At 35.5% G+C, this 24134-nt stretch carries 29 protein-coding genes and 3 pseudogenes; 4 read left to right on the top strand and 28 right to left on the bottom strand.

The features are described 5' to 3' along the window. Nucleotides 1-55: 55 nt before the first annotated feature. The 5 genes from GMB86_RS08680 to GMB86_RS08660 all read right to left on the bottom strand — a co-directional run bounded on the left by GMB86_RS08680 (nucleotide 56) and on the right by GMB86_RS08660 (nucleotide 3559). Nucleotides 56-1024, bottom strand: a complete 969-nt coding sequence (locus GMB86_RS08680) for a C39 family peptidase (RefSeq protein WP_246092836.1) — start codon at nucleotides 1022-1024, stop codon at nucleotides 56-58. A gap of 75 nt (nucleotides 1025-1099) precedes the next feature. Continuing rightward, nucleotides 1100-1705: a class I SAM-dependent methyltransferase gene (locus tag GMB86_RS08675; protein ID WP_141190986.1), complete on the bottom strand. Its 606-nt coding sequence runs from the start codon at nucleotides 1703-1705 to the stop codon at nucleotides 1100-1102. Between the two features lie 539 nt (nucleotides 1706-2244). Beyond that, entirely contained in the window at nucleotides 2245-2553 is a 309-nt protein-coding gene (locus GMB86_RS08670; protein ID WP_141190987.1) for a carboxymuconolactone decarboxylase family protein, read from the bottom strand. Next, complete coding sequence (locus GMB86_RS08665; RefSeq protein WP_141190988.1) at nucleotides 2553-2966, bottom strand: tautomerase family protein; 414 nt, start codon at nucleotides 2964-2966, stop codon at nucleotides 2553-2555. The genes GMB86_RS08670 and GMB86_RS08665 overlap by 1 nt, the downstream gene beginning before the upstream one ends. Nucleotides 2967-3010: 44 nt before the next feature. Then, a complete protein-coding gene (locus GMB86_RS08660) occupies nucleotides 3011-3559 on the bottom strand; it encodes a DUF4865 family protein (protein WP_141190989.1) in 549 nt (182 codons plus the stop codon). 120 nt (nucleotides 3560-3679) lie between these two features. Between GMB86_RS08660 and GMB86_RS08655 the strand changes: the two genes are divergently transcribed. Both GMB86_RS08655 and GMB86_RS08650 read left to right on the top strand, forming a co-directional pair. Continuing rightward, entirely contained in the window at nucleotides 3680-4468 is a 789-nt protein-coding gene (locus GMB86_RS08655; RefSeq protein ID WP_141190990.1) for a LysR family transcriptional regulator, read from the top strand. Between the two features lie 373 nt (nucleotides 4469-4841). Beyond that, the gene (locus GMB86_RS08650) at nucleotides 4842-6392 is read left to right on the top strand and encodes a C39 family peptidase (protein ID WP_230459058.1); all 1551 of its coding nucleotides are present in this window, start codon (nucleotides 4842-4844) and stop codon (nucleotides 6390-6392) included. A gap of 472 nt (nucleotides 6393-6864) precedes the next feature. Here the strand turns inward: GMB86_RS08650 and GMB86_RS08645 are convergent, their stop codons facing one another. From GMB86_RS08645 to GMB86_RS15500, 7 genes are all read right to left on the bottom strand, one after another. Continuing rightward, nucleotides 6865-7569 carry a C39 family peptidase gene (locus tag GMB86_RS08645; RefSeq protein ID WP_230459057.1) on the bottom strand — a complete coding sequence of 235 codons (705 nt, stop codon included), beginning with the start codon at nucleotides 7567-7569 and terminating at the stop codon, nucleotides 6865-6867. Nucleotides 7570-7735: 166 nt separating this feature from the next. Continuing rightward, nucleotides 7736-8164, bottom strand: coding sequence for a VOC family protein (locus GMB86_RS08640; RefSeq protein ID WP_141190991.1), 429 nt, complete (start codon nucleotides 8162-8164; stop codon nucleotides 7736-7738). Between the two features lie 276 nt (nucleotides 8165-8440). Beyond that, nucleotides 8441-9034, bottom strand: a complete 594-nt coding sequence (locus GMB86_RS08635; protein WP_141190992.1) for a YdeI/OmpD-associated family protein — start codon at nucleotides 9032-9034, stop codon at nucleotides 8441-8443. Nucleotides 9035-9462: 428 nt separating this feature from the next. Further along, complete coding sequence (locus GMB86_RS08630; RefSeq protein ID WP_155218730.1) at nucleotides 9463-10401, bottom strand: tetratricopeptide repeat protein; 939 nt, start codon at nucleotides 10399-10401, stop codon at nucleotides 9463-9465. Nucleotides 10402-10518: 117 nt separating this feature from the next. Next, complete coding sequence (locus tag GMB86_RS08625; protein WP_155218728.1) at nucleotides 10519-10758, bottom strand: DUF6429 family protein; 240 nt, start codon at nucleotides 10756-10758, stop codon at nucleotides 10519-10521. A 274-nt stretch (nucleotides 10759-11032) separates the two neighbouring features. Further along, nucleotides 11033-11155 (bottom strand): hypothetical protein, encoded by a 123-nt coding sequence (locus GMB86_RS15990; protein ID WP_268987306.1) that lies wholly within the window; start codon nucleotides 11153-11155, stop codon nucleotides 11033-11035. A 194-nt stretch (nucleotides 11156-11349) separates the two neighbouring features. Continuing rightward, nucleotides 11350-11517, bottom strand: a complete 168-nt coding sequence (locus GMB86_RS15500) for a hypothetical protein (RefSeq protein ID WP_181406463.1) — start codon at nucleotides 11515-11517, stop codon at nucleotides 11350-11352. Nucleotides 11518-11686: 169 nt separating this feature from the next. Between GMB86_RS15500 and GMB86_RS08620 the strand changes: the two genes are divergently transcribed. Continuing rightward, nucleotides 11687-12631, top strand: a complete 945-nt coding sequence (locus GMB86_RS08620) for an SDR family oxidoreductase (protein ID WP_155218726.1) — start codon at nucleotides 11687-11689, stop codon at nucleotides 12629-12631. 232 nt (nucleotides 12632-12863) lie between these two features. Further along, nucleotides 12864-14399: a multicopper oxidase family protein gene (locus tag GMB86_RS08615; RefSeq protein WP_155218724.1), complete on the top strand. Its 1536-nt coding sequence runs from the start codon at nucleotides 12864-12866 to the stop codon at nucleotides 14397-14399. A gap of 267 nt (nucleotides 14400-14666) precedes the next feature. Here the strand turns inward: GMB86_RS08615 and arr are convergent, their stop codons facing one another. From arr to GMB86_RS08530, 16 genes and pseudogenes are all read right to left on the bottom strand, one after another. Continuing rightward, nucleotides 14667-15080 (bottom strand): NAD(+)--rifampin ADP-ribosyltransferase, encoded by a 414-nt coding sequence (gene arr, locus GMB86_RS15770; RefSeq protein ID WP_230459063.1) that lies wholly within the window; start codon nucleotides 15078-15080, stop codon nucleotides 14667-14669. A gap of 479 nt (nucleotides 15081-15559) precedes the next feature. Further along, nucleotides 15560-16126, bottom strand: a complete 567-nt coding sequence (locus tag GMB86_RS08605; protein ID WP_155218720.1) for a DUF4256 domain-containing protein — start codon at nucleotides 16124-16126, stop codon at nucleotides 15560-15562. A 279-nt stretch (nucleotides 16127-16405) separates the two neighbouring features. Next, the gene (locus tag GMB86_RS08600) at nucleotides 16406-16798 is read right to left on the bottom strand and encodes a hypothetical protein (protein ID WP_155218718.1); all 393 of its coding nucleotides are present in this window, start codon (nucleotides 16796-16798) and stop codon (nucleotides 16406-16408) included. Between the two features lie 112 nt (nucleotides 16799-16910). Further along, nucleotides 16911-17516, bottom strand: a pseudogene (locus GMB86_RS15765) (plasmid pRiA4b ORF-3 family protein). After that, nucleotides 17491-17649 (bottom strand): calcium-binding protein, encoded by a 159-nt coding sequence (locus tag GMB86_RS08585; RefSeq protein WP_155218712.1) that lies wholly within the window; start codon nucleotides 17647-17649, stop codon nucleotides 17491-17493. The pseudogene GMB86_RS15765 and the gene GMB86_RS08585 overlap by 26 nt, the downstream one beginning before the upstream one ends. A 124-nt stretch (nucleotides 17650-17773) precedes the next feature. Then, nucleotides 17774-17971 (bottom strand): SEC-C metal-binding domain-containing protein, encoded by a 198-nt coding sequence (locus GMB86_RS15495; protein ID WP_230459062.1) that lies wholly within the window; start codon nucleotides 17969-17971, stop codon nucleotides 17774-17776. Nucleotides 17972-18230: 259 nt separating this feature from the next. After that, the gene (locus GMB86_RS15760) at nucleotides 18231-18470 is read right to left on the bottom strand and encodes a retropepsin-like aspartic protease (RefSeq protein ID WP_230459056.1); all 240 of its coding nucleotides are present in this window, start codon (nucleotides 18468-18470) and stop codon (nucleotides 18231-18233) included. Continuing rightward, nucleotides 18470-18715, bottom strand: coding sequence for a hypothetical protein (locus GMB86_RS08570; protein ID WP_010023864.1), 246 nt, complete (start codon nucleotides 18713-18715; stop codon nucleotides 18470-18472). Before GMB86_RS08570 ends, GMB86_RS15760 begins: the two co-directional genes overlap by 1 nt. Nucleotides 18716-19163: 448 nt before the next feature. Further along, nucleotides 19164-19349: a hypothetical protein gene (locus GMB86_RS08565; RefSeq protein WP_155218710.1), complete on the bottom strand. Its 186-nt coding sequence runs from the start codon at nucleotides 19347-19349 to the stop codon at nucleotides 19164-19166. A gap of 391 nt (nucleotides 19350-19740) precedes the next feature. Then, nucleotides 19741-20040, bottom strand: a complete 300-nt coding sequence (locus GMB86_RS08560; protein ID WP_155218708.1) for a rhodanese-like domain-containing protein — start codon at nucleotides 20038-20040, stop codon at nucleotides 19741-19743. Nucleotides 20041-20056: 16 nt separating this feature from the next. Beyond that, nucleotides 20057-20416, bottom strand: coding sequence for a rhodanese-like domain-containing protein (locus GMB86_RS08555; protein ID WP_155218706.1), 360 nt, complete (start codon nucleotides 20414-20416; stop codon nucleotides 20057-20059). Between the two features lie 105 nt (nucleotides 20417-20521). Continuing rightward, nucleotides 20522-20782: a metal-sensitive transcriptional regulator gene (locus GMB86_RS08550; protein ID WP_155218704.1), complete on the bottom strand. Its 261-nt coding sequence runs from the start codon at nucleotides 20780-20782 to the stop codon at nucleotides 20522-20524. Next, nucleotides 20772-21137 (bottom strand): sulfurtransferase, encoded by a 366-nt coding sequence (locus tag GMB86_RS08545; RefSeq protein ID WP_155218702.1) that lies wholly within the window; start codon nucleotides 21135-21137, stop codon nucleotides 20772-20774. The genes GMB86_RS08550 and GMB86_RS08545 overlap by 11 nt, the downstream gene beginning before the upstream one ends. A gap of 118 nt (nucleotides 21138-21255) precedes the next feature. Next, nucleotides 21256-22951: pseudogene (locus GMB86_RS08540) on the bottom strand (FAD-dependent oxidoreductase). A gap of 11 nt (nucleotides 22952-22962) precedes the next feature. Continuing rightward, entirely contained in the window at nucleotides 22963-23259 is a 297-nt protein-coding gene (locus GMB86_RS08535) for a rhodanese-like domain-containing protein (RefSeq protein ID WP_155218700.1), read from the bottom strand. An 84-nt stretch (nucleotides 23260-23343) separates the two neighbouring features. Beyond that, nucleotides 23344-24124 (bottom strand): annotated as a pseudogene (locus GMB86_RS08530) (sulfite exporter TauE/SafE family protein). Between the last annotated feature and the right edge of the window lie 10 nt (nucleotides 24125-24134).

The raw sequence follows: 24134 nt of genomic DNA, 5'->3' as shown, positions 1-24134 counted from the left end.
GTCACCCATAATATATCTTATAAAATATTGTTCAAAAGATGATACAGCGAAGAAATTAATTCACAACTAATGCCCGTTTTCCCATGCCGTTGTATATTTGGATAAACTTACTTTTTGATACTTTTACATTCTTTCCACTTACTTTCGTTGATTCACTATCATTAAAATAAACATATTTACTATCTACACCAGTCACAACAACGCAATGTAATGGACGTGGAGCTAGGATTGTTTTTCCTTTAGGTGTTTTCCAAGTACGTTTTGTAGGTAATTCATGCGTAATGGTAAACCAAACAAGGGTTGGTTTTCGTTTTTTTACATAACCTTCGATCACACTGAAGTCTTTACCATATAAAGCCATTCCGCCTTTGCGATATTTATCAAGAACTTTTTTAAGGGGATTTGGATTAATTGTAAATCCAGTCCCGTATGGGTCTCCAACAAATCCAATTTCAGGATCTCCCCATATTTTAATTGAACCATCACGGTTCCTTTTCAGAGGAGTTCTATCTCGCGGCATTTGATTTGCCAATGTTGTTTTGCTCACATTTCTTCCATAATAACTTAATGCCATAGCCAGTGCAGTTACTTCACAACCAGAAGGTAATTGAGGTCGCTGTCTTATTAATGGTACATTTAATGGTTTGGTGGTTGATGTAGATGGAGAACTTTTTACCGTCGATACTTTGACATAACTTCCACTTACATAGCCTGTTTTTCCACTAAAATTTATTTTGTACCAACCATTGGACAATTTTTGCTTCACTGATAATGACTGTCCTTTTTTAATTCTTCCAATGACCGGGTATTTTGTACCTGCTCCTTTTCGTACGTTTAAGGATGTGGCAGAGACGGTATATTTTGTTATACTCGTTGTCGTAGCAATGGCCGAATTAACTCCTGTAAACCCAGTTATACTAACAGAAACAAGTACCATAGTAATAGCCCATTTTGCAAAAAACGATTTCGCGTGAAATAGCTTTTTCTCATTAATAGATATTATATTTTTTTCTTTTTTGTCCACTTTTTTGCTCCTTAAATGAGATAGATTGAACTATTTTATAATTTTAATAGTTTGACAATATATGTAAGCTCGTCATCATAGTTTATTAGATTTGTTGTTAAATGATTTAACAACTACAAATATTTGATTATAGTAATACTTAACTTCTGTGACTTCTAAATTAGACTGTTTCAATAACGCTAGAGTATCCCGATTCAAATGGCAACCATCACATAGTTTTTTCCATAGCGGTGTTAGTAAATCCTGCGTTTTTCTTAGAAAAGGTTGTTCGACTCTAACATGTTCGAAAAACAGCACTTTCGCTCCTGGTTTACTGACCCGTTCTATTTCCTGTATAGCCTTGACTGGATTTGGAATCGTACAAAATACCAACGTTGCTAATACCGTATCAAACGTATCATCAGCAAAGGGGAGAGATTCCGCACGGGCATTGGATAGCTGTATTGGAACCCTGGCTCTTTCTAGACGACGGAGGGACTTCTCTCTCATGATTGAATTTGGCTCGATTGCATCTACACGTATCGCATTTCTGTAGTAAGGAAAATTAATTCCTGTGCCTGAACCCACCTCTAGTACCCTACCATTCGCTTCTTTCCCCAGCTTCGTTCGAATTTTTTTAAACCCTGATCGTTCAATTGGCCTCATGGCTATATCATAGATTCTTGGGAACCACTTTCCCATGGACTTCACCTCTATTTAAAATCAAAACGATTAAGACTATAAGTTGAATTTTCTCAGCTTCTTCCATTTGATATAACTGGTTTAATTTTATTACAAACAGCCAGTTTATTAAAGTGCGTGTTCAAAGAGGTGGGAAATTAGAAGCAAGAAGGAGAAGAGCTGGCAGTTTTCTTTGGACCAGCATTCCATATGATGTGGTAGATTCAGGCGCCAACGTGAGAGATTTTAGCTAGAGATCTTTTTGTATCCATTCCATGAGGACCGAAAAAACAAGCGGGAGCCGAGGGTTCATTTGGCGACTTTTTGAACACGCACTTAAAATAATTTTTTCTTTTTTCTATACAAACAAAAACAGCTCTGTGCAATAGAAAAGTAAACAGAGCTGTTTTAGATAAAATATTAAGTAGATTCTGGTTAAGCATTTAGTGCCTTTTTGTAAAAGTCAATCGCTTCACTTGCAAAAACCCGTTTTATGTTGTTAGACACTTGCTTCATTCGATAAATTTCGCGTGGTGACAGTAGACTGCGCCAAACAAAATTCAGGCCAATACTATATTTAACGCAGAGGCTGCTTTAGGCCAGCCAACATAAAAGGCCATATGTGTTATCAAAGCGATAATTTCCTTTTCATTAATTCCATTCTTTTCAGCTAATCGTATATGGAATGATAGTTGTTCAGTATTGCCAATACTAATTAGAGCAGATAGTGTACTTAAACTCCTTTCTCTGGATGTTAAAGTAGGATCTCTCCATACTTTTTCGAACAATATGTTTTCACTGTAATCAACAAAATCGGGAGCCATTTCTCTCATTTTTTTTGGTATATTGGATTCGATACGATCATTCACTATTCTTTTCCCTCCATCATATTAACCATTTGTGCTACTCCTTGACCAAATGACCAGTTTTCAGCAGATGTCTCGTTTAGTGTAATAAAAATATCAGTTGTAGAGATGTTTAAATGGTTAGAAATAGCTTTTGATATGGATTGATACAAGTTCTTTTTCTGATTTACTGTCCTTCCTGGCCCACAAGTAATAGAAACATGCATCATGTTTTCTGTTCTCTTTTTATCTCTTTCTATTAGGTAATACGGATCATAAAAAAATTGATTAGATAGGTAGGGAAAAAACATTTGAAAGTAATCATTTTCAGGAACTTCAAAATGTTCAATCAACGAATGATGAATACTTTTGCTCACCTTCTCTAATTCTTCTTTATTCGATAGACCTTCAGGATAATAAACGTTAACAAACGGCATATACTCTCATTCCCTTTCTTGTTGTTCGTTTTTATGATTAATGGCTATTGTGAAACATGTAAAACCTCATATACTGTAAGGTGATCTACTGAGTCAATTTTTGGCTTTTCTTGATAAAAACTAAATTGGCTATAACCCCATTTATCTGGGTTATAAATTAATAAATTCCCCAAACATTTTTCTGTATTTTTTACATATTGATTAATGGAATTAAACGGCGTTTTAATTAATGATTTACTCTCAGGAATATTTCCTGCATATTCAACAACATATCTACTTTTGTTAAAATCTTTTTCTAAGTTAATAGATAAAGGAACACCGATATTAATTTGTTGCCATCCAAAGGATTCTAAAATATTGTCATAAAAACCATCAAAGATAAATTTGTTCATTCCTTGATAGTTATTCCAAAGATATAACGGTGCATAGGAATTATATAAATTTTCATATTTCTCTGCCTCAGTGATTAAATACGCTTTAAAATTAAGACCTGGAAAACCATCCGTTTTATGACCATTATCTTGCACCCTTTTTCTAATAATCCCCATATCATAATTTTTTGGCAAAATAACTTTATATTGCATTCCAACCATATTTATCACTCACTTTCAATATTATATAAATGATCATAATGCGGGATTTAAACAATGTAAAATAGGTATAAGTTATGAATGATATCATTTATAATGATATTCAATAAGGGGTTGAAATGAATGGAAATGAATGATCTTATCATATTTAAAACTGTAGTGAATGAAGGTTCAATCAGTAAAGCCGCAAAAGAACTAGGTTATGTGCAACCAAATATAACTGAAAGAATTAAAAAACTAGAACAAGAGTTAGAAACACCGCTATTGCATAGATATAACAAAGGTATTTCACTATTACCATCGGGTGATATTTTGTTAGATTATACTAATAAAATACTAAATCTAGTAGAAGAAGCAAAAAATGAAATTAAAATGAGTGGCAATACTTATCGAATAGGGACGTCACAATCTATTTTGTCAAATTATTTAAGTAACCGTATCAATGAAAATTTCAGGAATTACCAAATATATATGGAAAGTAGTAATCATCTGCAACAACTATTAAAGAAACAAAGAGTTGACATGGTCTTAACTTATAGTCATTATTCCGATCCAGCGTTTCAAAAAGTCTTTAGTACTACAATTTCTATGGGTTTACTAAAAGCAAAAGGAAAATCTAATATTGACTATTCAAAGGAGTTCTTTTTTGTTAGCCATGATAAACAATGTCCCTTTAGAAATTATACAATTGAATTCATGAAGGAAAATTCTCTCTCTAAAAAACAACTTCAGCAGCTAGATTCTTATTCACTTATTGAGGAATTCATTGCTCAGGGAAAGGGTTTAGCTTTTTTACCTATAAACAATGATAAATTAGAAAATATTGAGGAAGTACAAAAAGAAAAAATAACGATTAATTTTTTTACAATTCGTGAATCAGAAAAAAAGATTCCAAGCGAATTATTTGATTGATAATGTAATTTTTAAATTAAGTTGATTAAAATCTCATAAATCCTTATTCTACTGCTCATAAAACGAATCCATTTTGAAAAAAGATTGATCAAAATCGATTCATTTCTTTTTAAATTAAACCTATATGCATAGTTCTTTTTGGTTGGTGAATATGGAGTGATTTTTAAGGAAAAAGAACTTGTGAATTAAAGGATAAAATCAGAAAATCACTGACTAAGTGAACCATTCTTTAGCTAACGATCATTATTCTATTAATCTACTAAAAATAGGGAACGAGACTCTAGTCTCGTCCCTTTTTTAGGTTTATGGTAGAAAAGAGTTAGATTATTTGTTTTTTTCTGAATCAAGCTAATAATAATGGGGAGGGTACAACTTGAATAGACTGTTACAAAATATTATAGCCATTTCACTTTCAGCATTTTTGATTTTAACGCCAGTTCTATCTATTGCAGCCCATGCTAATGGACCAGGTTTTATGATTGAAGGTGATCATACGTATATTATTAGTACAGCGAATGATTTTTCTAAAGGAACCGGTCAGAATATTTCCATACATCAGAGACCGAGCGACGGAGCAATAACCTTGGAAAAGTTACGAGGTAAATATGCTACTGACGGCGTGTATGTATCTCCTGAAATTTCAACTAATAAATTTGATTATATGATTGCATCTTGGAACAGTGACACGCCAACGGGAACATATGTCGAGATTCAGGCACGTGCCTTAATCAGTCATTATAACGCTGATAACCAATGGGTACAGGATTGGTCAACTTGGCGATCGTGGGGAAAATGGGGCACCAATATAGCCCGCGCCAGCGTATCTGATATGTCTGATCCATTAGCCTATGTAGATGTCGACACGTTCACCGTTCGGGGTAGCCAGGGAGAAAATGCAAACAAATTCCAAATAAAAGCGATTTTGCACAGCGATAATCCGCGTGTTTCACCTAGTATACGTCTTCTTTCTGCATCCACTGAACTTGGTTGGAACACGACTAGTAAGCATCCGAGTAAAATCTTGTTAAATAAGGATATTGATACACCAGCCTATTCGCAAATGATTCGCGATCCAAAGATTGCTGATTCCATTTGCAGTCCGACAACAATAACCATGGCGATGAATCGTATGGGTGAAAACTTGTTATTGGAAGAAACAGCCTATCGAGATTATGACTACGAGTATGATGGATTTGGTAACTGGGCATTTAGTTCGGCACTCGCCGGCAGTTACGGATACAGATCATATTCCGTATTTACCGATATTGATGGATTGAAAAAAGAAATTGAGAAAGGATATCCTGTCGCAGTCAGCGTTAAGTACACAAATAATCCGTTGAACACAAAGCTACCTTATGTGGAGGGGGCTCCTGGCACAACAGGTGGTCATTTAATCTTAGTGAGAGGGTTTAAAACGATTGGTACCCAAGATTATGTGATCGTCAACGATTCATTTGCCCCATCGGATGATACTGCAGTTCGGCAGTATAAGATTGATCAATTCCAGAAAGCATGGGCGAACGGTGTTGCTTACATCGTGCATAGTAAAGAAAAAGGTGCTGGTTACGCCGCTGCAAAACGAGTTCAGGCTGCTTTGCTACCGACAGATCATGATAATGTATATGCGCTATACGTTGGCAATAAGAAAATCACCATTCCGACTCACTTTACTGCAAATATCAGTCCACTGACTGAACAATCTGGAACTTTAGCTTATACTATTTCGGATGGGGAGAAATATGATACAGATGCTCATAGGAAATTCTTTTATACTCATGAAACAGCGGATGGCAATATCGAGTTAAATGTGAGACAGTTGGAAAATGGCTTAAATGGAAAGCATGCGAAACTGACTCTTTATGTTCTTGGGACAGAAGGTCATAATTATGTTGCTACATTAGAATTGAATAAGAAAAACGATTGAATCATGGTCAATAATAACTTGACCTGCAGAGCTTCTCTCAACTATTAAGTTGGGAGAAGTTATTTTTTGGTACATTTTATTTAAAAACCTTTTTTACTTTATTCGATAAATTTCGAGTGGTTCGGGTGGTGACAGGCATTATATTGTGCCCATCGACTTCCATCATACACTCCTTTTCCCTCATATTTCTCATCTTCGTTTGTCACCTTTTTGAACACGCACTATAAGGGACTCAGTTCCCTTTTTATTTATCCTTGTTTCTTCTAATTTTATTGAATACGAACACTAAACAGATAAAAAGAAAAATAAAAATAATGAATTTCATTTTTCATTCACCTCTAAATTTAAATTATAGTGCGTGTTTAATTTGAATTGGTATCAAGACTCCAAAGAAAATGGAAATCATGGCCATAATGAATCATATAAAGGAGTGATTTCCATGTCTAAACAAAAACGAATACAACCAAAGAAATCAATTTACCACTAATGCTCTTTTTCCCATCGCATTATATATTTGAATAAATTCATTTTTAGGCACTCTTACGTTCTGTCCACTTACTTTCGTCGATTCACAATCATTAAAGTAAACATATTTGCGATCAACACCTGTTACAACAATGCAATGTAGCGGGCGTGGAGCGAAAATGATCTTTCCGTTAGGTGTTTCCCATGTCCGTTTTATAGGCATTTCATGCGTAATCGTAAACCAAATAAGTGTAGGTTTTTTGTTTTTTACATAACCTTCAATCACATTAAAGTCTTTGCCATACAAAGCTAGACCGCCTTGACGGTAATTATCCAGTACTTTTTTTAACGGATTGGGATTAATGGTGATGCCATTATCATATGGATCTCCAACAAATCCAACTTCTGGATCTCCCCATATTTTAATGGTTCCATCTTGGTTTCTCTTTACAGGTGTATTGTCTCGAGGCATTTGATTGGCTAATGTCGTTTTGTTTACATCTATACCATAATATCTTAATGCCATGGCTAACGCTGTGACTTCACAACCTGATGGTAATTCAGGTCTCTGCTTGATTAATGGAACATTTAGTAGTTTAGTAGATGACAAACTTTTAACTCGACTTTTAACTGCTAAACAAATGAAAATTAAGGTCATTGCACTAGCAAATTTTGCAAAAATCGATTTCGTTTGGAATGGCTGTTTGATCATTCTTCGTTTAACTCCCATCTATAAGAAATTAACAAACTCTAGATATATTTATATAACAAAAATGACTCTGTATTGTAAAAGTACGACAACAAAGTCATTTTTGTAAAAATACTTATGTAAATCTAGTTGAAAAAGGGGTTATATAACACTTGAAATATAGAATAAATTATCCTTCTTGACCGTTTGTAAAAATCTGAAAGCTAACACCAAACTTATCTATTACACCACCATAAGCCGGGCTGAAAAACGTTTCTTGTAGCTCCATTGTTACTTCACCATCTTGCTTTAGTGTCTCAAAGATCTGTCTAGACTTTTCAGCGTCATCAGTGGATATACAAATCGTCACTTGGTTTCCGCTTGTAATAGGCTGACCAGGAAATGTATCAGAAAACATCAGTTCTGTTTCGCCGACTTTTATTGAAGCGTGAGAGATCCGGTTCTTCGCATCCTCAGGTATTGGATACTCTGGAATTTCAGGCATTTCTCCAAATGACTGGGTAAAAAGCACTTCGGCATTTAATGCTTTTTTGTAAAAGTCAATGGCTTCACTTGCATTTCCATTCATAACTAAATACGGAATCAATTTCAATGTCATACATCTCATCTCCTATTTATTAATTTGTTTAAGACTAAAAGTGTTACTACCAATTAATGTTTGTCTTATGATGTATAACTGTATTATTACCATAATTGAATAAAACCACAAGAAATATCGATCGTATTCATCAGTACATGATTAACCATCAAAATTCTACAGTAAGAAATAGTGGTCAACTTTATCAATAATATAAAAGATGGTTTCTAAGGAAATCCATTCCATAATTCTAGAGACCAATCTTAGTTTGACTAATTTATTTTCTCATCGAATATATTAATCATGTAATCCTTTCCCATCAAGAATTTGTTTCGTATATTTTTCAACCCTTGACTCTCGAGTTTTGGCTTGTTTAGCTTGAGAAAAATACAAAATGTATGCTCTTTGCCGTCCCGGTGTCAATGCTTCAAAAGCCGTTTTCAAGGCAGGGATTTCATCGAATTTATTTTGCAATTCTTCAGGAATGATGAATTCAGTGTGCTTTTTGAAATTCACTTCCAAACCGGCTTTTTCAACGCCAATCGCTTCATAAATATAGTCTTTTATGATCGTTTCCATCTCTACTATTTCTTGAACATGGGTGAACCGAATCTGACGCGCCGCCTGCACATTCTCCGTCTGTTGGATAAGAATCCTTTGGGTATCCTTTAACAAGGCACCTTTGTGAAACAGAAGCGCACAGTATTCTTTAAATCCATGTATTAATACGATATTTTTATTCTCATATGTATAACAAGGGTGCATCCACTTAAATTCTTCAGTCAGTTCGCAGTCAAGAATAATATGTCTTAACTTCTCGTATTCTTCCTTCCACTTGTTAGCTTTACTTAGAAATTCATCTACCTTAGGATTCAATTGACTCTTTGTCATCTAGGAGCACCCCTCTTTCAATTCGATCAGCTGAGAGTCAAGAATGAGCTAACTAATGTTTCATTTTAGCTTTATTATATCTGAGACTTACTTTACTCTTTGTCTTAATGACATTTTAACGGAATACACTAGTCCTGTAAAACGCTCATTTTTTTACTGAATTTGATAAAGATCACCTGAATAGATGAAAACATCTTGATCATTGGTTTTATTTTCATGTGTAGAGTTATACCAATTTTACAAAATTAACGTGCCACGCTATGAAACTATTGGGAAATTGCTCATAGCCTTCAAATGAAACTAGTTCATTGCCCTTTATTCCTATCTTATCAAGTAAGGGCTTCGTACATTGGATTAACATTCATTTCACCTTAGCATTCGCCATTTATTAATTACAATAAGCTACGTCCAAGTAAAAAACATTATATTTATAATCCTTCCTTTAAATCTTCAAGCCTCTCTTTTATGGCTTCAATATCCATTTGATCCTTGGCGATTGCTAAACCTTTTTCGTATAGTTCTTGCGCTTTATGATAATCCTTCTTATGTTCAAAAAAGAACAGATCTCCCCACCCGATATAGCCCCAAGGATTGTCCGGAAAATCTTGCACTAACTTCTCAAACCCAGACTCAGCTTTCCCATATTGATCTAACTTAGCGTAAGAATCCGCAATGGCACGCCGCATATTATGAATAATTAGCTCACTTTCTTTAGGAAAATAGTTACAAAACTCGCGACAATAATTTATTCTTTTTTCAAAATAAACAGGATCATTCAAACCCGCATTATGAAGTTCAGCTTCTAGGTCCTGGCAAAAATCCCGAATAAAAAAACTGCCCTTATAGTGCTTGTCAAGATAATCCAAGTTTTGGAATTTAGGTTCAATCCTATCCTTTATTGCCTTCCATACTTTCAACCATGTATCACATGCAGATATAGAATCATTTTGATCTGCATACTCAATACCACTATCAATCAAGTCATTCATTTGTTCCATAGATAGTTTTTTTGATGGAGCCAATCTCTCCCATAAAATCGAGGCCGCCAGCCAAGGGAAATCTTCATCTCTTCCCTTTGCAGTAACAGAATATTGATGGAACCAGTTTTCCGAAAGATCTTCAGCAGAGTAGAACTTTTCGACATCTTTTAAAAATGTTTCCTGTTTAAATGGAATACCAAATCTCCATAACTGGTGAATGATTTCGGCGGTACTCAGTTCGTTTACCCCTTCATATGTAAGCAAGTGATTAAAGGGATTTCTTAAAGTTTCTTTCACATTCAATTGTTTATCTTTGTCCATACAGCATTTTTTATATTTTTTACCACTTCCGCACGGGCACAAATCATTTCTTCCAATTTTAAGCATATTTTTTCTCCCCTTAATCTGTCACTAATTTAACTTTCATTTCATCAATCACAATCAGAATCACAAGAAGAGACTGCCATTTTACTTTGTAAATAATTATTTCCTTGCTTTTATCCTTTAGACATCATTAACTTGGTATTTCTTCATTAAAACCTTAGCTTCTATGATACCCGCTTCAGTTAAATAGACAGATTTAGATCTAATACTTCCACGAATAAAATCCTCGTCAGTAAGTTCATTTAAGACATCAAACGGATAGCCCTTCCAGCTTCTTCTCATTTCTTCATACAGTTCATCCTCTTTCCATGATGTTAAATATACCAATAACAAAGTATGTTCCTTAATCTTTTCCTCCATTTCCATCCACACCTTTTCTCCATAAGTGTTCCCTTAGCTTATTTGGATATGAGTAATTTACAATGTGTTAGGAAAAATCCCCTGAATATTTTCAAAAACATCGGTATTGATAGACACTAGTACGGTTTACTAGTTACTTACAAAAGTCCTGTTTTGCCGCTGGGCCAATTGCCTTTTAATTATTACTCTTGTTAAGTAAAAATAAAGTCCTGCTACGCCTCTTTTCTCAAAATTTTTCTGTATGAGGTTGTTCAAAAAGTCAACAAATGATAAGCTACGAATCTCGGCGCCCGCTCGTTTTTCCGGTCCTCATGTAGTAAAAACCTACATTCCGGTCCTCAAAACAGCGCCGCCTTGATCTTCTTGCTTCTAATTTGTCACCTTTTTGAACATACACTGTATGAATTACTCATATTCACAAATTTTGACGCGTTTCTTCTGCCACAAATTTATTTATTATGATAATAAAGTCATGGTACAGGGAACAGGAATTAGGGTCAAGGGAACCCACTTTTTCCCTTCATTTTTCACACTTTCAACCTCCAACCTGTCCCCTTTTTATATTTCGGGTGGTGATTGGCACCACCCTCATTAGATTATGGGATAGGTTTGTACGTAACGAGGATTAGTATAATAGGGCGGTCTAGGTCCTATTAACGGCATTGACCACGTGTAAGGGTTGTTATTATAGAGCATCTCTACTTTTTCATCAGAAAAATTCACTAGTAATAATTTGACTTCAGGACTATATTGAAACAAGCGAATAACCTCCTCTTAAATTTACCTAATACACCTTATTCAGCTACTTCTAATAAAGAGCAAGTACTTCTTTCATCCGCTTTAAACAATTTGGATTGGAACATGCACTAGGTGCGCCCATGTAACATAATCTAAAACGGTATTTTCTATTACTGCAAGGAGGTCTCCAATGCAACAGAATGAGCAAAAAAATCAGAAGAAAATCACCGATGGAAATTATCCATTATATCCAAATTACGGGGTAATAACTCGCTATGAGGAAATTCCGATAAATGTCCCTGAACAACGTCAACTTCGACAACCGGGCGTGGAAAAACAGATGGTTCCCCGGCCTATTATTGAAAATCCAGAGTACAGGGGAAGCGGCAAATTAACAGGGAAAGTCGCCCTCGTCACAGGTGGGGACAGCGGTATCGGAGCAGCTGTAGCGATTGCGTTTGCTAAAGAAGGCGCTAGTGTTGCTATCTCCTACTTGGATGAACATGAAGATGCAAACAGAACAAAAGCACGGATCGAACAACTCGGCCAGCGTTGCATTTTATTGCCAGGTGATGTCCGAGACAAAACTCAATGTATCTCCATTGTGGAACAAACAATCCAATCATTCGGACGATTGGATATCCTTGTTAACCACGTGGGTATCCAGTTCCAGCAACCAAGTTTACTCGATATCACTGACGAACAATTCGAAGCCACCTTTAAAGTTAATATCTATTCTCATTTTTACACAACTAGAGCGGCGCTTCCCTATTTGAAACCAGGCAGCTCAATTATTAATACATCTTCGGTTGTGGCTTTTAAAGGTCCTGCACAATTGATTGATTATACATCAACGAAGGCAGCGATTATTGGCTTTACTCGTGCTTTAAGCAATAATCTTATAGATAAGGGAATTCGGGTCAATGCTGTAGCACCAGGATCAACCTGGACTCCGCTTCAGCCGTCAACATATTCTGCAGATCAGGTCGCTATATTAGGTTCCGGTAATCCGATGCAGAGAATGGCCCAACCATTTGAGCTTGCGCCAGCGTATGTCTATCTTGCCTCTGATGATTCCAGATTTGTTACTGGCCAAACCATTCATGTTAATGGTGGAGAGCTGACATCATCATAAGAACTAGTCAAATCAGTAAGATTAGTTAATCTTGATGCTTGATTCCATTAAATAAGTTAATAATTGAGGGTACGACTTGTCAGTTCCTCGGTGTTAGGGATTAGGTGTTGCCTGTGGTAACCTCACTTTTAATCTAAAACTATGGGATTGGCAAGTTTTTAACATTTATAGCCCATTAAATCAAGGATTATTAACTTTTTGACATTACGGTATGTTATAAAGGAGGCGAATGATGATTCTCTCTAAATTTATAGACGAACTACCCATCCCACCTATTTTAAAACCTCGATGGAAAAATCAGTTTTATACTTATTACGAAGTAAATATGACTGAATTCCGTCAATCACTTCATAGTCAGTTAAATGACACAACTGTTTGGGGGTACGAAGATGGATATCCAGGACCTACAATTGAAGTCGAAAGTGGAGAAAAAGTGTTTATTAAATGGATTAACAACCTTCCTGGTAAGCATCTTTTTCCTATCGATTATACGGTTCATGGTGCCCATCGGGACGTGCCTGATGTAAGAACAGTCGTGCACGTACACGGAGCTTGTGTTGAATGGGAAAGCGATGGCTACCCAGAGGCTTGGTTTACAAAGGGATTCAAACAAGTGGGGCCATATTTTAGAAAGCAAATCTATCGATATGATAATTGTAATCATGCCTGCACTTTATGGTATCATGACCACACGATTGGTATTACGAGGCTAAATATTTATGCAGGTTTGGCGGGATTTTATCTTATCAGAGAAAATCGAGAACGTTCATTGAATTTACCGAGTGGGAAATATGAGATTCCTCTTATGATACAAGACAAGACATTTAATAAGGATGGTTCTCTTTACTACCCGAAGCAACCAGAAAAACCGATTCCTGAATTAGAAATGTCGATTACTCCTAAATTTATTGGGGATACGATTCTAGTAAATGGTAAAGTATGGCCTTATTTAAAAGTGGAACCACGCAAATACCGCTTTAGGCTTTTAAACGCATCCAACACTCGTTTCTATAGGATTAAGCTTGATTCTGGACAACTTATGTATCAAATTGCGACTGATGGAGGGTTGCTGGAATATCCAGTTGGTCTCAAGGAAATCATGTTAGCCCCTGCAGAAAGAGCAGATGTGATCATTGATTTTACCAATTTAGAAGGGAAGAATATTATCATGACAAATGATGCCCCCGCTCCTTTTCCAGGGGGTGACAAACCGGATCCAAATACGGTTTGTCAAGTGATGCAATTTAGAGTAACTCTTCCTTTATCAAGTGTTGACACTAGTACAATTCCGGCTCATATGATGCCTGTTCCAAAAACAAAAGAACAGTCAGTTACGAGAGTAAGATGCCTAACATTAAATGATAATATGGATCAGTACGGTCGTGAATGGATGCTATTGGATAATAATCCATGGGATGCACCTATATCAGAAAATCCAAAATTAGGGGCAACCGAAATATGGTACCTCATCAACGTAACTGATGATTCACACCCAATTCATCTTCACTTAATTGATTTTCAAATACTTGACCGAAGAAATTTCGATGTTGAAAAATTTAACAAGGAGAAGGTTATCGAATATACAGGTCCGGCAATGCCACTGGAACCACAAGAACGAGGATGGAAAGATACCGTTCGAGCTAATCCGAAGCAAGTTACTCGAATAATCATGCAGTTCGGACCATTTACCGGGTTATATGTATGGCACTGTCATATCTTGGAGCACGAGGATTATGAGATGATGGGACCGTATATTGTTATCCGATAATAATCGGCGCCTGTCAAAATTAACTTGAAACACCTGGACGGTTCGTAATGTTATCCTAATTATTTACAATTTAATTTACCGAGTTTACTTTCCAACTAGAACCTAAGAAGTTCAGACTATTTATGATTCGACAAGTGACGGGCACCAAACTTACAGGCACCAAACTTTCATTAGAGTTTTCTGTAGGTGGAAACATATCCATGACACATTTTGCACTATCAGTAGACGGGAACATATCGACCTTCGACTATCACACCATTAAATATTTTAGTTAATAATTTCACCCTTGTTTTTAGCTAAATTTTCGCGCCATTTATGTCGTTCCGTAGTTGTCAGTTTCACCCACTCTGTTTCTTCACCAATAATTCTTAAAGGCTCTTTTGAGCGATAAGAACGTGTTAAGTTACCAGGAAATTTTTTGTCAGTAACATTTGGGTCGTTTTCAAATTCACCTGTTGGTTCTATTATATAAACGCGTTCTCTTCCTTCTCCTTTTGCTAATGCTGCTGCAAGTCCTGCACCATTGGCATTAGCAGTGAAATAAATATGGTTCATTTTAAGATTAGGTTTGTAATTTGAATTTCCACCCGCTATTAATAAATCGCCAACCTGCAAATCTGCCTTTGTCCCATGATAAAATGGTCCTTCATCAGAAGGCGCACCCTTATATGAATTTGACAATTCATAATTTCTTCTTGCATTAGTAGAATCACACAACTCCTCATAACATTTGGCAATGTTTAAATATAACGTTGAGTATGCACTCTTAACATTATCATCATTTATATTTAGTGCACACTGTAAAGATGTTTCCATCCATTTTAATTTGTCTGTAATACTCTTTTGTTGACGAGCTAAATGGTAAGCTGCAATAAATCTTTCATAGTCGTCTGTTGCTTCGTGCCATGCTTTAAGAAACATCATTATTGATCCCTCAGTGTTTCCGTTTTCTTCCATTACCATCCCACTCATACATAGTTTAATAACGACATTATTGGGATCAAATTTTATATTCATCTAATCTTACCTCCAATTAGGTGCCTAGTGTGGTAAATAGATCAAAATTAAAAGAAAGACCACCGTTTTCATAGTAAAATGATTCGACAAGTGACACGCACCAAACTTAGCGTCCTTTCACCTGGCTGCGTTTCAACCGAAATTCAGACCCTTAACGAGCCCCGGAAACCCCTGGCAGCATAGTAGCTCTCTGCTCCATTGTGGTACACAAAGACAGTGTCGTAGCGACGATCACAAAAGATGGCCCCACCGAGTTTTCTAATATTAGAAGGTGTTTTCACCCAGCTCGATGTTTTAGTATCGAAATTTCCAAGTTTCTGCAGCTCCCGGTATTGTTCTTCCGTTAATATCTCAATACCCATGTCAGCAGCCATATCCAAAGCGTTGTTTTCTGGTTTGTGTGCTTTCCTTGATTCCAGTGCCTCACGGTCGTAACAAAAACTTCTGCGACCTTTAGGGCTTTCCGCTGAACAATCATAAAAAATGTATTCGTCCGTCTTTATATCGTGACCAACAACATCCGGTTCACCGCCGGTTATTTCCATTTCATTGAGGGACCACAGTTTTTCAGTATTAGTTTCTAGCTTTGCTTGTACTTTACTCCATTCAAGTCCTTTATGACGATTCATGTTTTTCTCAAAACGGGCTTTCAATACACCGAGTATTTCTTCACGTTGTTCTGGTGACAACTTCCTTTTTTTATTATTCATTCCAGAACTCCTCGTTTCCTATTGTTTAGTTACAAATTCCTTTGTAGCAGTGCTACCGTCTCCACGTGGCTCGAGAGGACAGAATGAATGTCATTTGAGTATGTCCGTTCTTGGAAACATATCCACTGCGTTTTTGGGACTATCGGTAGACGGGAACATATCAACTGCATTCATATAAAAGAAAGATGCGTCTTAACTTCAAATACAGATTGTGCTCATTATCTCATCGACAAATTGAAATTTGACTGCTCCATAATATGCTTATACTGCTACTACTCGTCAATGACTCGCTAAACGTTTTTCAAAATCTTCCTTAAACAATAGAATGGCATCAATATTTAAAGCAAAATCGTGGTCACTGATATTAAAATTGGATATAAACTCGCCAGATCTCTCACGAACCATAATTGTCGAACGGCTATTGTCGCCAATATCATCCTGAGTTACAGCACTTCCGTAGAAATACCAGTTAGTTTCGGTAGGGGCATGAGCAGCGTTCTTGGATAAGTCGTTTTTTATTATTTCGCATAGATTATTCATTAAACTTTCATTAAGCCCAATGACTTTTCCGTACTCACCGTCAACATAGATATCAGCATCTCCATACCAAATATTCCTGCTCGCTTGCTTTCCGTCATTTGAAGCGTATGTTTCATCAAAAAGAATCTTCATTTTCCTTATCCTCCTTATAATATGAATAATTTGCAGTTCAAAACTGGCGTTCAAATTCTAATTTATTTTATCTGAATTATATAAAAGCTCTTTACTGAACATAATTCTATACCTATGGATCTGAAAGAAGTTTCTTTGTTCCTTTTTTATTTTCCTCATCAATTATTAAATCACAAGTTAATTTGTCTATGTCACAAAAATCCATATCTGGTTTAAATCTAAATCCTTTATCTGGTTTCAACCAATGATTCGACAAGTGACATGCACCAAATTTTCCCGGAGTCTTTTTCCGCCCATGAAGCATTTCATCATATTCTTCACGGTTTGGATCATTAATAATATTTAAAAACTCTTCATAACCGCCTACACCGTCAATACATTTTGGATGTTTCAGGTCTTCATCGGAAATCCCAACTTCCTCAACAACAATTTCATGCATCCAAGAATCCCCAAAATCATACTCATATCAAAACTGCTTGTACTCTTTAAAGACAGGATCAATCTTTACCTTCTTAGGATTCTTTTCAATATTATGAAACGGTGTATCTGGATCGGAATTGACAACAAAGAAATCATTAAAATCAAACAAATATAGATGGTAATCTTGCCAATCAAAAGCAGCTTGAATAAGTTTATGAAATTTATGAAAGGTTATACCACTTGGAATAAGCAATCTTCTCCAAATGGGTGATTCAATATTTAGGTGCAATAATTCCATACTTGTCATCGATGTCTTCTATCGAATGAACCTTTAATCGATCTCCTTGTTTAACGATTAAATTTGAATCCTGCACTTCAACTATTTCAGCTTTAAAAGGAATTTTAACCACTTGTTTAATATGGTTCTTCATGCCTCTAATATTTCATATTCACCTTTTAAATCTTGAATTACCTGTAATATTCTTCTGTCTTGATCCCTATCGATCATTTAGCATTCCTCCAATATTCTTTACGCCCAATCTTGAAGGCTGCTTGTCACTTACCACAGCATTTTTTATACTTCTTGCCACTTCCACAAATGCATGGGTCATTTCTACCGATTTGTTCTTCATTTACTATCGTTTTTGTATTTTCAACTTTTAAACCTAGCAATCTTTGAATATCCGAAATATCTTCTGGGTTTGTCAGGTTCAATACCAATAATGACCTTCCACCCCCTACTTTCACAAACATTATATAATTCATTAGCTTTTTCTTCATTTGCAACACGCACGATTGCTGGTCTATCATTTGTCCCCAATTTTAGCCATAGTTATCCCTGCCATTTTATTTTTTTATTCTTTTTTGCATATTATTATTCGAAGGATTTAACTCCAAGTTTTCTAGGTCAATTGTAAAGTTATATGATTTTAAAATATCTAACCCTAGTAATCCATTGTGATTATTAGGCAACATTCCTATATCTATTTCAAAATTCTTAATAGAAAATGTATCAATTTTTAATATTGTCCATAACTTTTGTATAAAACGGAACAGTTCCACCTATCCCATAAGCTTCATAAATCACGTCCCCATTTTCAAATCTAACCCCAATTTCCTCCAAAATATCCGGGTTAATTACTGTATGAGAAGATCCTGTATCGACGATTACCTCATTAATTTCTAATGCCATTCCACGAAATTCCACATAAAGAGTTGTTGTAATAAGTTGCCCATCATATGAAAGCTTCATTAGATTCTTCTCACTTTCATTAAAGGATCTCTGCGAATGTAAATTACAAATTCTTCATTAGATGTGTGATAAACAATAGTTCCTTCTTTAGCACGGAAGAATTCTTTGTTTGCATCCTTTTCGGAAATGGTTCTTATTGGGGCTACTTCATCAACAATTTTCTTGTCACCTTCTTCATGATAATCAAGAATTGAAACCAAAAGAAACTGATTTGGGAATAGCTCCCTCGCTTCTTGCCATTTCATTTTATCCAGCCCTCCTCTTACCAATACCTTTACTTTTATTATAATTCATTCAAAAAGAAATATCATACAATAGAGTAGATGTTCAGGTGCTTATCACACTTAAGAACAAAACAGGCTCCGAAATAATTGTGCCGTTACAATAACAAATTTCCAATCCCTATTAAATTAAGTGCTTCTTAAAGACTTTAACCCAGTCTTAAGACTGGGCAAGTTTTCTACTATTTTTGTGCATTTAAAATAAACTCTTCTCAAAATCCCCATCTCAAACCCGCATTCCACCGTTCTAGTTAAAATAAAGATTTCCGACCGAACCCTCATTTTGGACGTTTTTTGATTCAAAAATGGCCGTTTTTTCGCCTGTTTTTCACCTGTTTTTTCACCTTTTTTTCAGTTTTAAAATAAAGTCTTCCGAAAGTTGGTTGAAGGAAAAATCGAAGGAATCAAGGCTTTACACTGAATACGCCGTGAACCTTTGCTCTTCATTCGTTACTCTTTTCCCTCTACTATCCTTATCGGACAAGGGATTGAGGGGCATATTGGACACATAGAAAAAGACTGAATCCATATTAGATCCAGCCTGTTCTTTTATTAATTGTGTAATGGTAAAAACCGATTGAAAAACGATTGAATACATAATGGACCGCCCGCTGCTCTTCCCGCTTCCTTTATCGTTTGGAAACCAACTATAAAGCAGTAGGTACGAACTTTATAGCGTGGGGAAGAGGAAAGTAACAGGGAGATATAATAGAGAAAAGAATAAAAATATGAGGAAAAAATTAAAATTAAATAGAAAACCAAGAAAAAAGTATAACTGATAGATTATTTCAGTGTTAAAAAAACACAAGAAAAAAACCGCTATGGTTCTTTTTATAACCTCCACTACTTGCTCTTATCAATACAGGCAAACAGGCGACTTTCTATGTCAGTAGCAACTTCCTTTAACAAGTGAACGAATGGCATCTTCTACCGATTTTTTTGTTTCTACTGTATAATGAAACATGTTCAACTCTCCTTTTCTTACCCATTTATTCAAGTTTACCTTTCCAGTCATTCATCCCTCCAATCATATCCTCGACTTTGAACCCTAATGCTCCCAGTATTCCACAAGCAGCTTTACTTCGATTTCCAGATTGACAAACAACTACATAGTTTTTTTCTTTTTCTAACTCACTTTTTCGTAAAGCAATCTGCCCTAAAGGAATATTTTTGGCACCTGGAATTTTACCACCAGATACCTCCCCTGTTTCACGAACATCAATAATGAATACTTCTTCTCCATTCTGAAGACGATTAGCTATTTCTTCTGGTGATATCTGTTTTCTCATTATTTATTATCCTTTCTTAGTACCAAGCACTCATGCCGCCTTTTACATTGTAAATTTTTTCAAATCCTTGCTTTTTTAATAGATTCGCTGCTTTTGCACTTCTCATTCCACTTTGACAAATAACAACGATCTCTTTATCCTTATCCAAATTATCTAATTTTCCAGGTAAATTGGAGAGAGGAATATTTTTAAATTGGGGACGATGATTTCCTTTATATTCTCCCGGTGTACGTACATCAATAAATTGTACATTTTTGTCCTTAAATTTATTTTTAACTTCTTTGACTGGTATATTCGTGATGCCCTTTGTTGGTAAAAAACGATTGATTACAAATAATGCTATAAATATAATAATGATCCATTGGATGATATCCATTCTATTTCTACCTCTCCATTCATCGTATACCTATATGGGTATTTTTTTATTTAAAAAGAAAAAAGGTCAGCAACTCTTTTATAAAAGGAGAATTTGTTGAACCTTTTATCTACTTTTCACTAATAAATCAACTGCTTCCTTTACAAGAACTTTCGTATCTTCTCCTTTTTCGATATTCTCACGGACACATTGTTCTAAATTCATGCTCACAATTAAACCAATTGTACGATCTATGGCAGAACGTGAGGCTGATAATTGAGTAATAACTTCACGACAATCTTTATTTTGTTCAATCATATTTAAAACACCTTTGATTTGACCCTCAATACGTTTTATACGATTTACTACAGATTTATCATATTCCATTCACTACTCCTCCTTTTTCTATACAAGGACAATTCAAAATCTCGAAACTGCTAACATGGTACCCTTTTTTTAATAAAAATCTCAGACCTAGATTCAGTTCAATACGGTTGGCCGCAACAACATGTAACGATTTGTAGGGTATCTCACTACTATATCGCTTTAAGTAAGCATAAGGGATTTGCATGGCAACTTTTGTTGAAACACCTTTATCGTTGTAATCTCTAATATCTAATACAATTGTATCCTTACCCTCATCAACGTTTGTTTTACAAGAAATACCCTTAACAGGGAAGTATCTTCTATATAATTCAATACATAGGAAAACAATAGCCACTCCTAATAAATAGATTACCATTTTTATCACCTATTAAAATAGATTACACAAACATTTTATACCCCTATAGGTATAATGTCAAGAATTCCATTTAATTTAAAGAAAAAAGCGAGAACCTTAAATCTCGCTCCATTCTAAATCACTTAAAATTATATTCCGTTACAATTTTATCTCTACTGGTAACTATATCATTAAAATATCCATAAAGGTTTACACCCAAATAGGATCCAGAGATGTTGTATACATTCTCATATCCAAAACCTTGTAATGCCATAACCATATTATAACTTCTTTGACCTGAACGACAGTGGATATATACAGGTTGGTCTTTGGGGATTTCATCAAGTCTTTGTCTAAATTCACTTAATGGAATATTGACTGCATTTCTAAAATGACCTGCATTATATTCACCTTTTTCACGAGCATCAATAATTGAAAGCATTGCTTTCTACTAATTCTCGAACTTGAGAAACTTTTACTTCTTTATATCTGCCTTGTAGTAGATTTAAACTCACTAATGCTGCATGGTTTACGACATCTTTAGCCGTTCCAAGCATTGGAGAGTAAGTCAATTCAAGATCTTTTAAGTCTTCCAATGTTCCATTCATCGTAATCATCGTTGCGATCACATCAATACGCTTATCCACATTTCCTTTTCCGATTGCTTGAGCACCTAAAATTCGACCAGTTGAATATTCATAGATTAATTTAAAATACATTGGATTACTATTTGGCATTAATCCCACTTTATCTCCTGGCATTAAATAAACGTAATCGTTCATAATGCCAGCTTGTTTCGCTTGTTTTACATTTAAACCAGTGGAGGCTGCATTGAGATCAAATAAATGGATGGATGATGAACCAATCACACCCATATTTCGACTCGGAATGCCATACATATGGTCGGCAGCTGCTCTTGCCTGTTTTTGAGCTGGCCCTGCTAATGCTAGTCTTGTAGGCTTGTGTAACAACCGGTGGTACACTTCAATAGCATCTCCAACTGCATAAATATCTTTATCACTTGTTAAATAATTGTGGTCAACTTTAATCGCACCTGTTTCACCAATTTCAAGACCAGCAGCTTCTGCCAAGCTAGTTTCAAGTCTTACACCAATAGCTAATACAACTGCCTGTGCATCAATTTTCTTACCGGAATTTGTTGTGACATATCCATCACCAATTCGAGCCAGTCCATCTTTTAAAACAAGCTCTACACCATGATCCACCATTTCTTTATGAAGGATTTGTGACATATCATAATCAAAAGGTGTCATGATTTGATTAGCAAACTCCACTAAAGTTACATGATAGTCCGCTAACTTGAGGTTTTCCGCTACTTCTACCCCGATAAAGCCACCACCAATGACAGCAATATCCTTAATGTCCTTTTGCTTAATATATGAATTAATATTCTCGATATCGACTACGTTACGTACTGTAAAAACATTAGAGTTGTTAATACCTTCTAAGTTTGGTCGAATAGGTGAGGCTCCAGGAGAAAGAACTAATTTATCATAGTTCTCTTCATATGTTTTATCTGAAACTAAATCTTTTACAGTAATTGTTTTCTTATCACCGTTAATTTGAATAACCTCTTGATTAACTCTAGCTTCAATATTATAACGATTTTTAAAGACTTCAGGATTCATTAAAACAAGTCTTTCACTGTTTTCGACAATTCCACTCAAGTGATAAGGTAAAGAACAGTTTGAAAAAGAGACATGAGGACCTTTTTCAAACATGATAACCTCTGCACTTTCATCTAATCGTCTAACCCTTGCTGCTACAGAAGCCCCGCCCGCAACTCCACCAACAATTAATACTTTCTTGGCCATCTCAAACCCTCCTATTCTTTTTCACCTTTCCAAGCTAACATACCGCCAGTCATATTAGTAACATCGTAGCCTTGATTGATTAAAAATTCACATGCGGCTGTACTTCTTCCACCAGAACGACACACCATGTAATAATGTTCATTTTTATATAGTTTCTCTAAAGAATTAGGTACAACACCTAAAGGAATATGTTTGGCTCCAGGAATTTTACCTTCAGCTACTTCCGCATCTTCTCGGACATCAATAATATTGACCTTTTCTCCATTTATAATTTTCTCTTGTAATTCTACTGTTGTTATACTTTTCATATGTTCACATCTCCTTTTTTACAATTTTTTCTTATATTTTTCCAACGAATCCTGCTTTTATATACTAAGAATTTGATTACCTATTTATATTAAAATATCCATCCAAATTTTAATGGCAGTGCCAGCAATCATAATTGCTAGAATAAACTGTAAGACTTTCGTGTTCATTGTTTTACCAGCTTTTGCTCCAAGTGGGGCAGCTATAAGACTTGCAATAATCATGATAATAGCTGGCAGATAATCAACCTGCCCAGTTATCAGTTTACCTGCACTACTTCCAATAGAGGATATGAATGTCACCGCTAAACTTGTGGCAATCGTCATTCTTGTTGGAATATGCAAGACGGTCAGCATAATCGGTACAAGTAGAAATCCACCGGCAGCTCCAACAATCCCCGAACCGATACCTACAATTAATGCTAAAATGACTGCTAGTGGTTTATTAAACGTCACTTGTTCTTATCGGCTTATCATTTACTTGTTTTTTCGGAATAAACATCATAATTGCAGCAATTAAAGCTAAAATCCCATATACAACATTAACAACTTCTTCTGATAATAAACTTGATCCATAGCTACCGATAAGACTACCAATTAATATAGACCCACCCATATAGATAATGAGTTCTTTATTTAAAAATCCACCTTTCCGGTACGCCCATACCCCTGCAATTGAGGCAAATAATACTTGTACGGCACTAATTCCAGAAACTTCATGGACAGTAAATGCTGTTAGTCCGAACAATGGGGGAATATATAACAACATCGGGTATTTAATAATTGATCCTCCAACACCCAGCATTCCTGATAAAAATGAACCGATAAACCCAAGAGCAAATATGACCAAAATAAATGTTAATTCCATTTATTTTCCT

The organism is Terrilactibacillus tamarindi (assembly GCF_009718825.1).
In the GTDB taxonomy this organism is placed as follows: Bacteria; Bacillota; Bacilli; order Bacillales; family Sporolactobacillaceae; genus Terrilactibacillus; species Terrilactibacillus tamarindi.
This window is presented reverse-complemented; position numbering and strand designations above follow the sequence as displayed.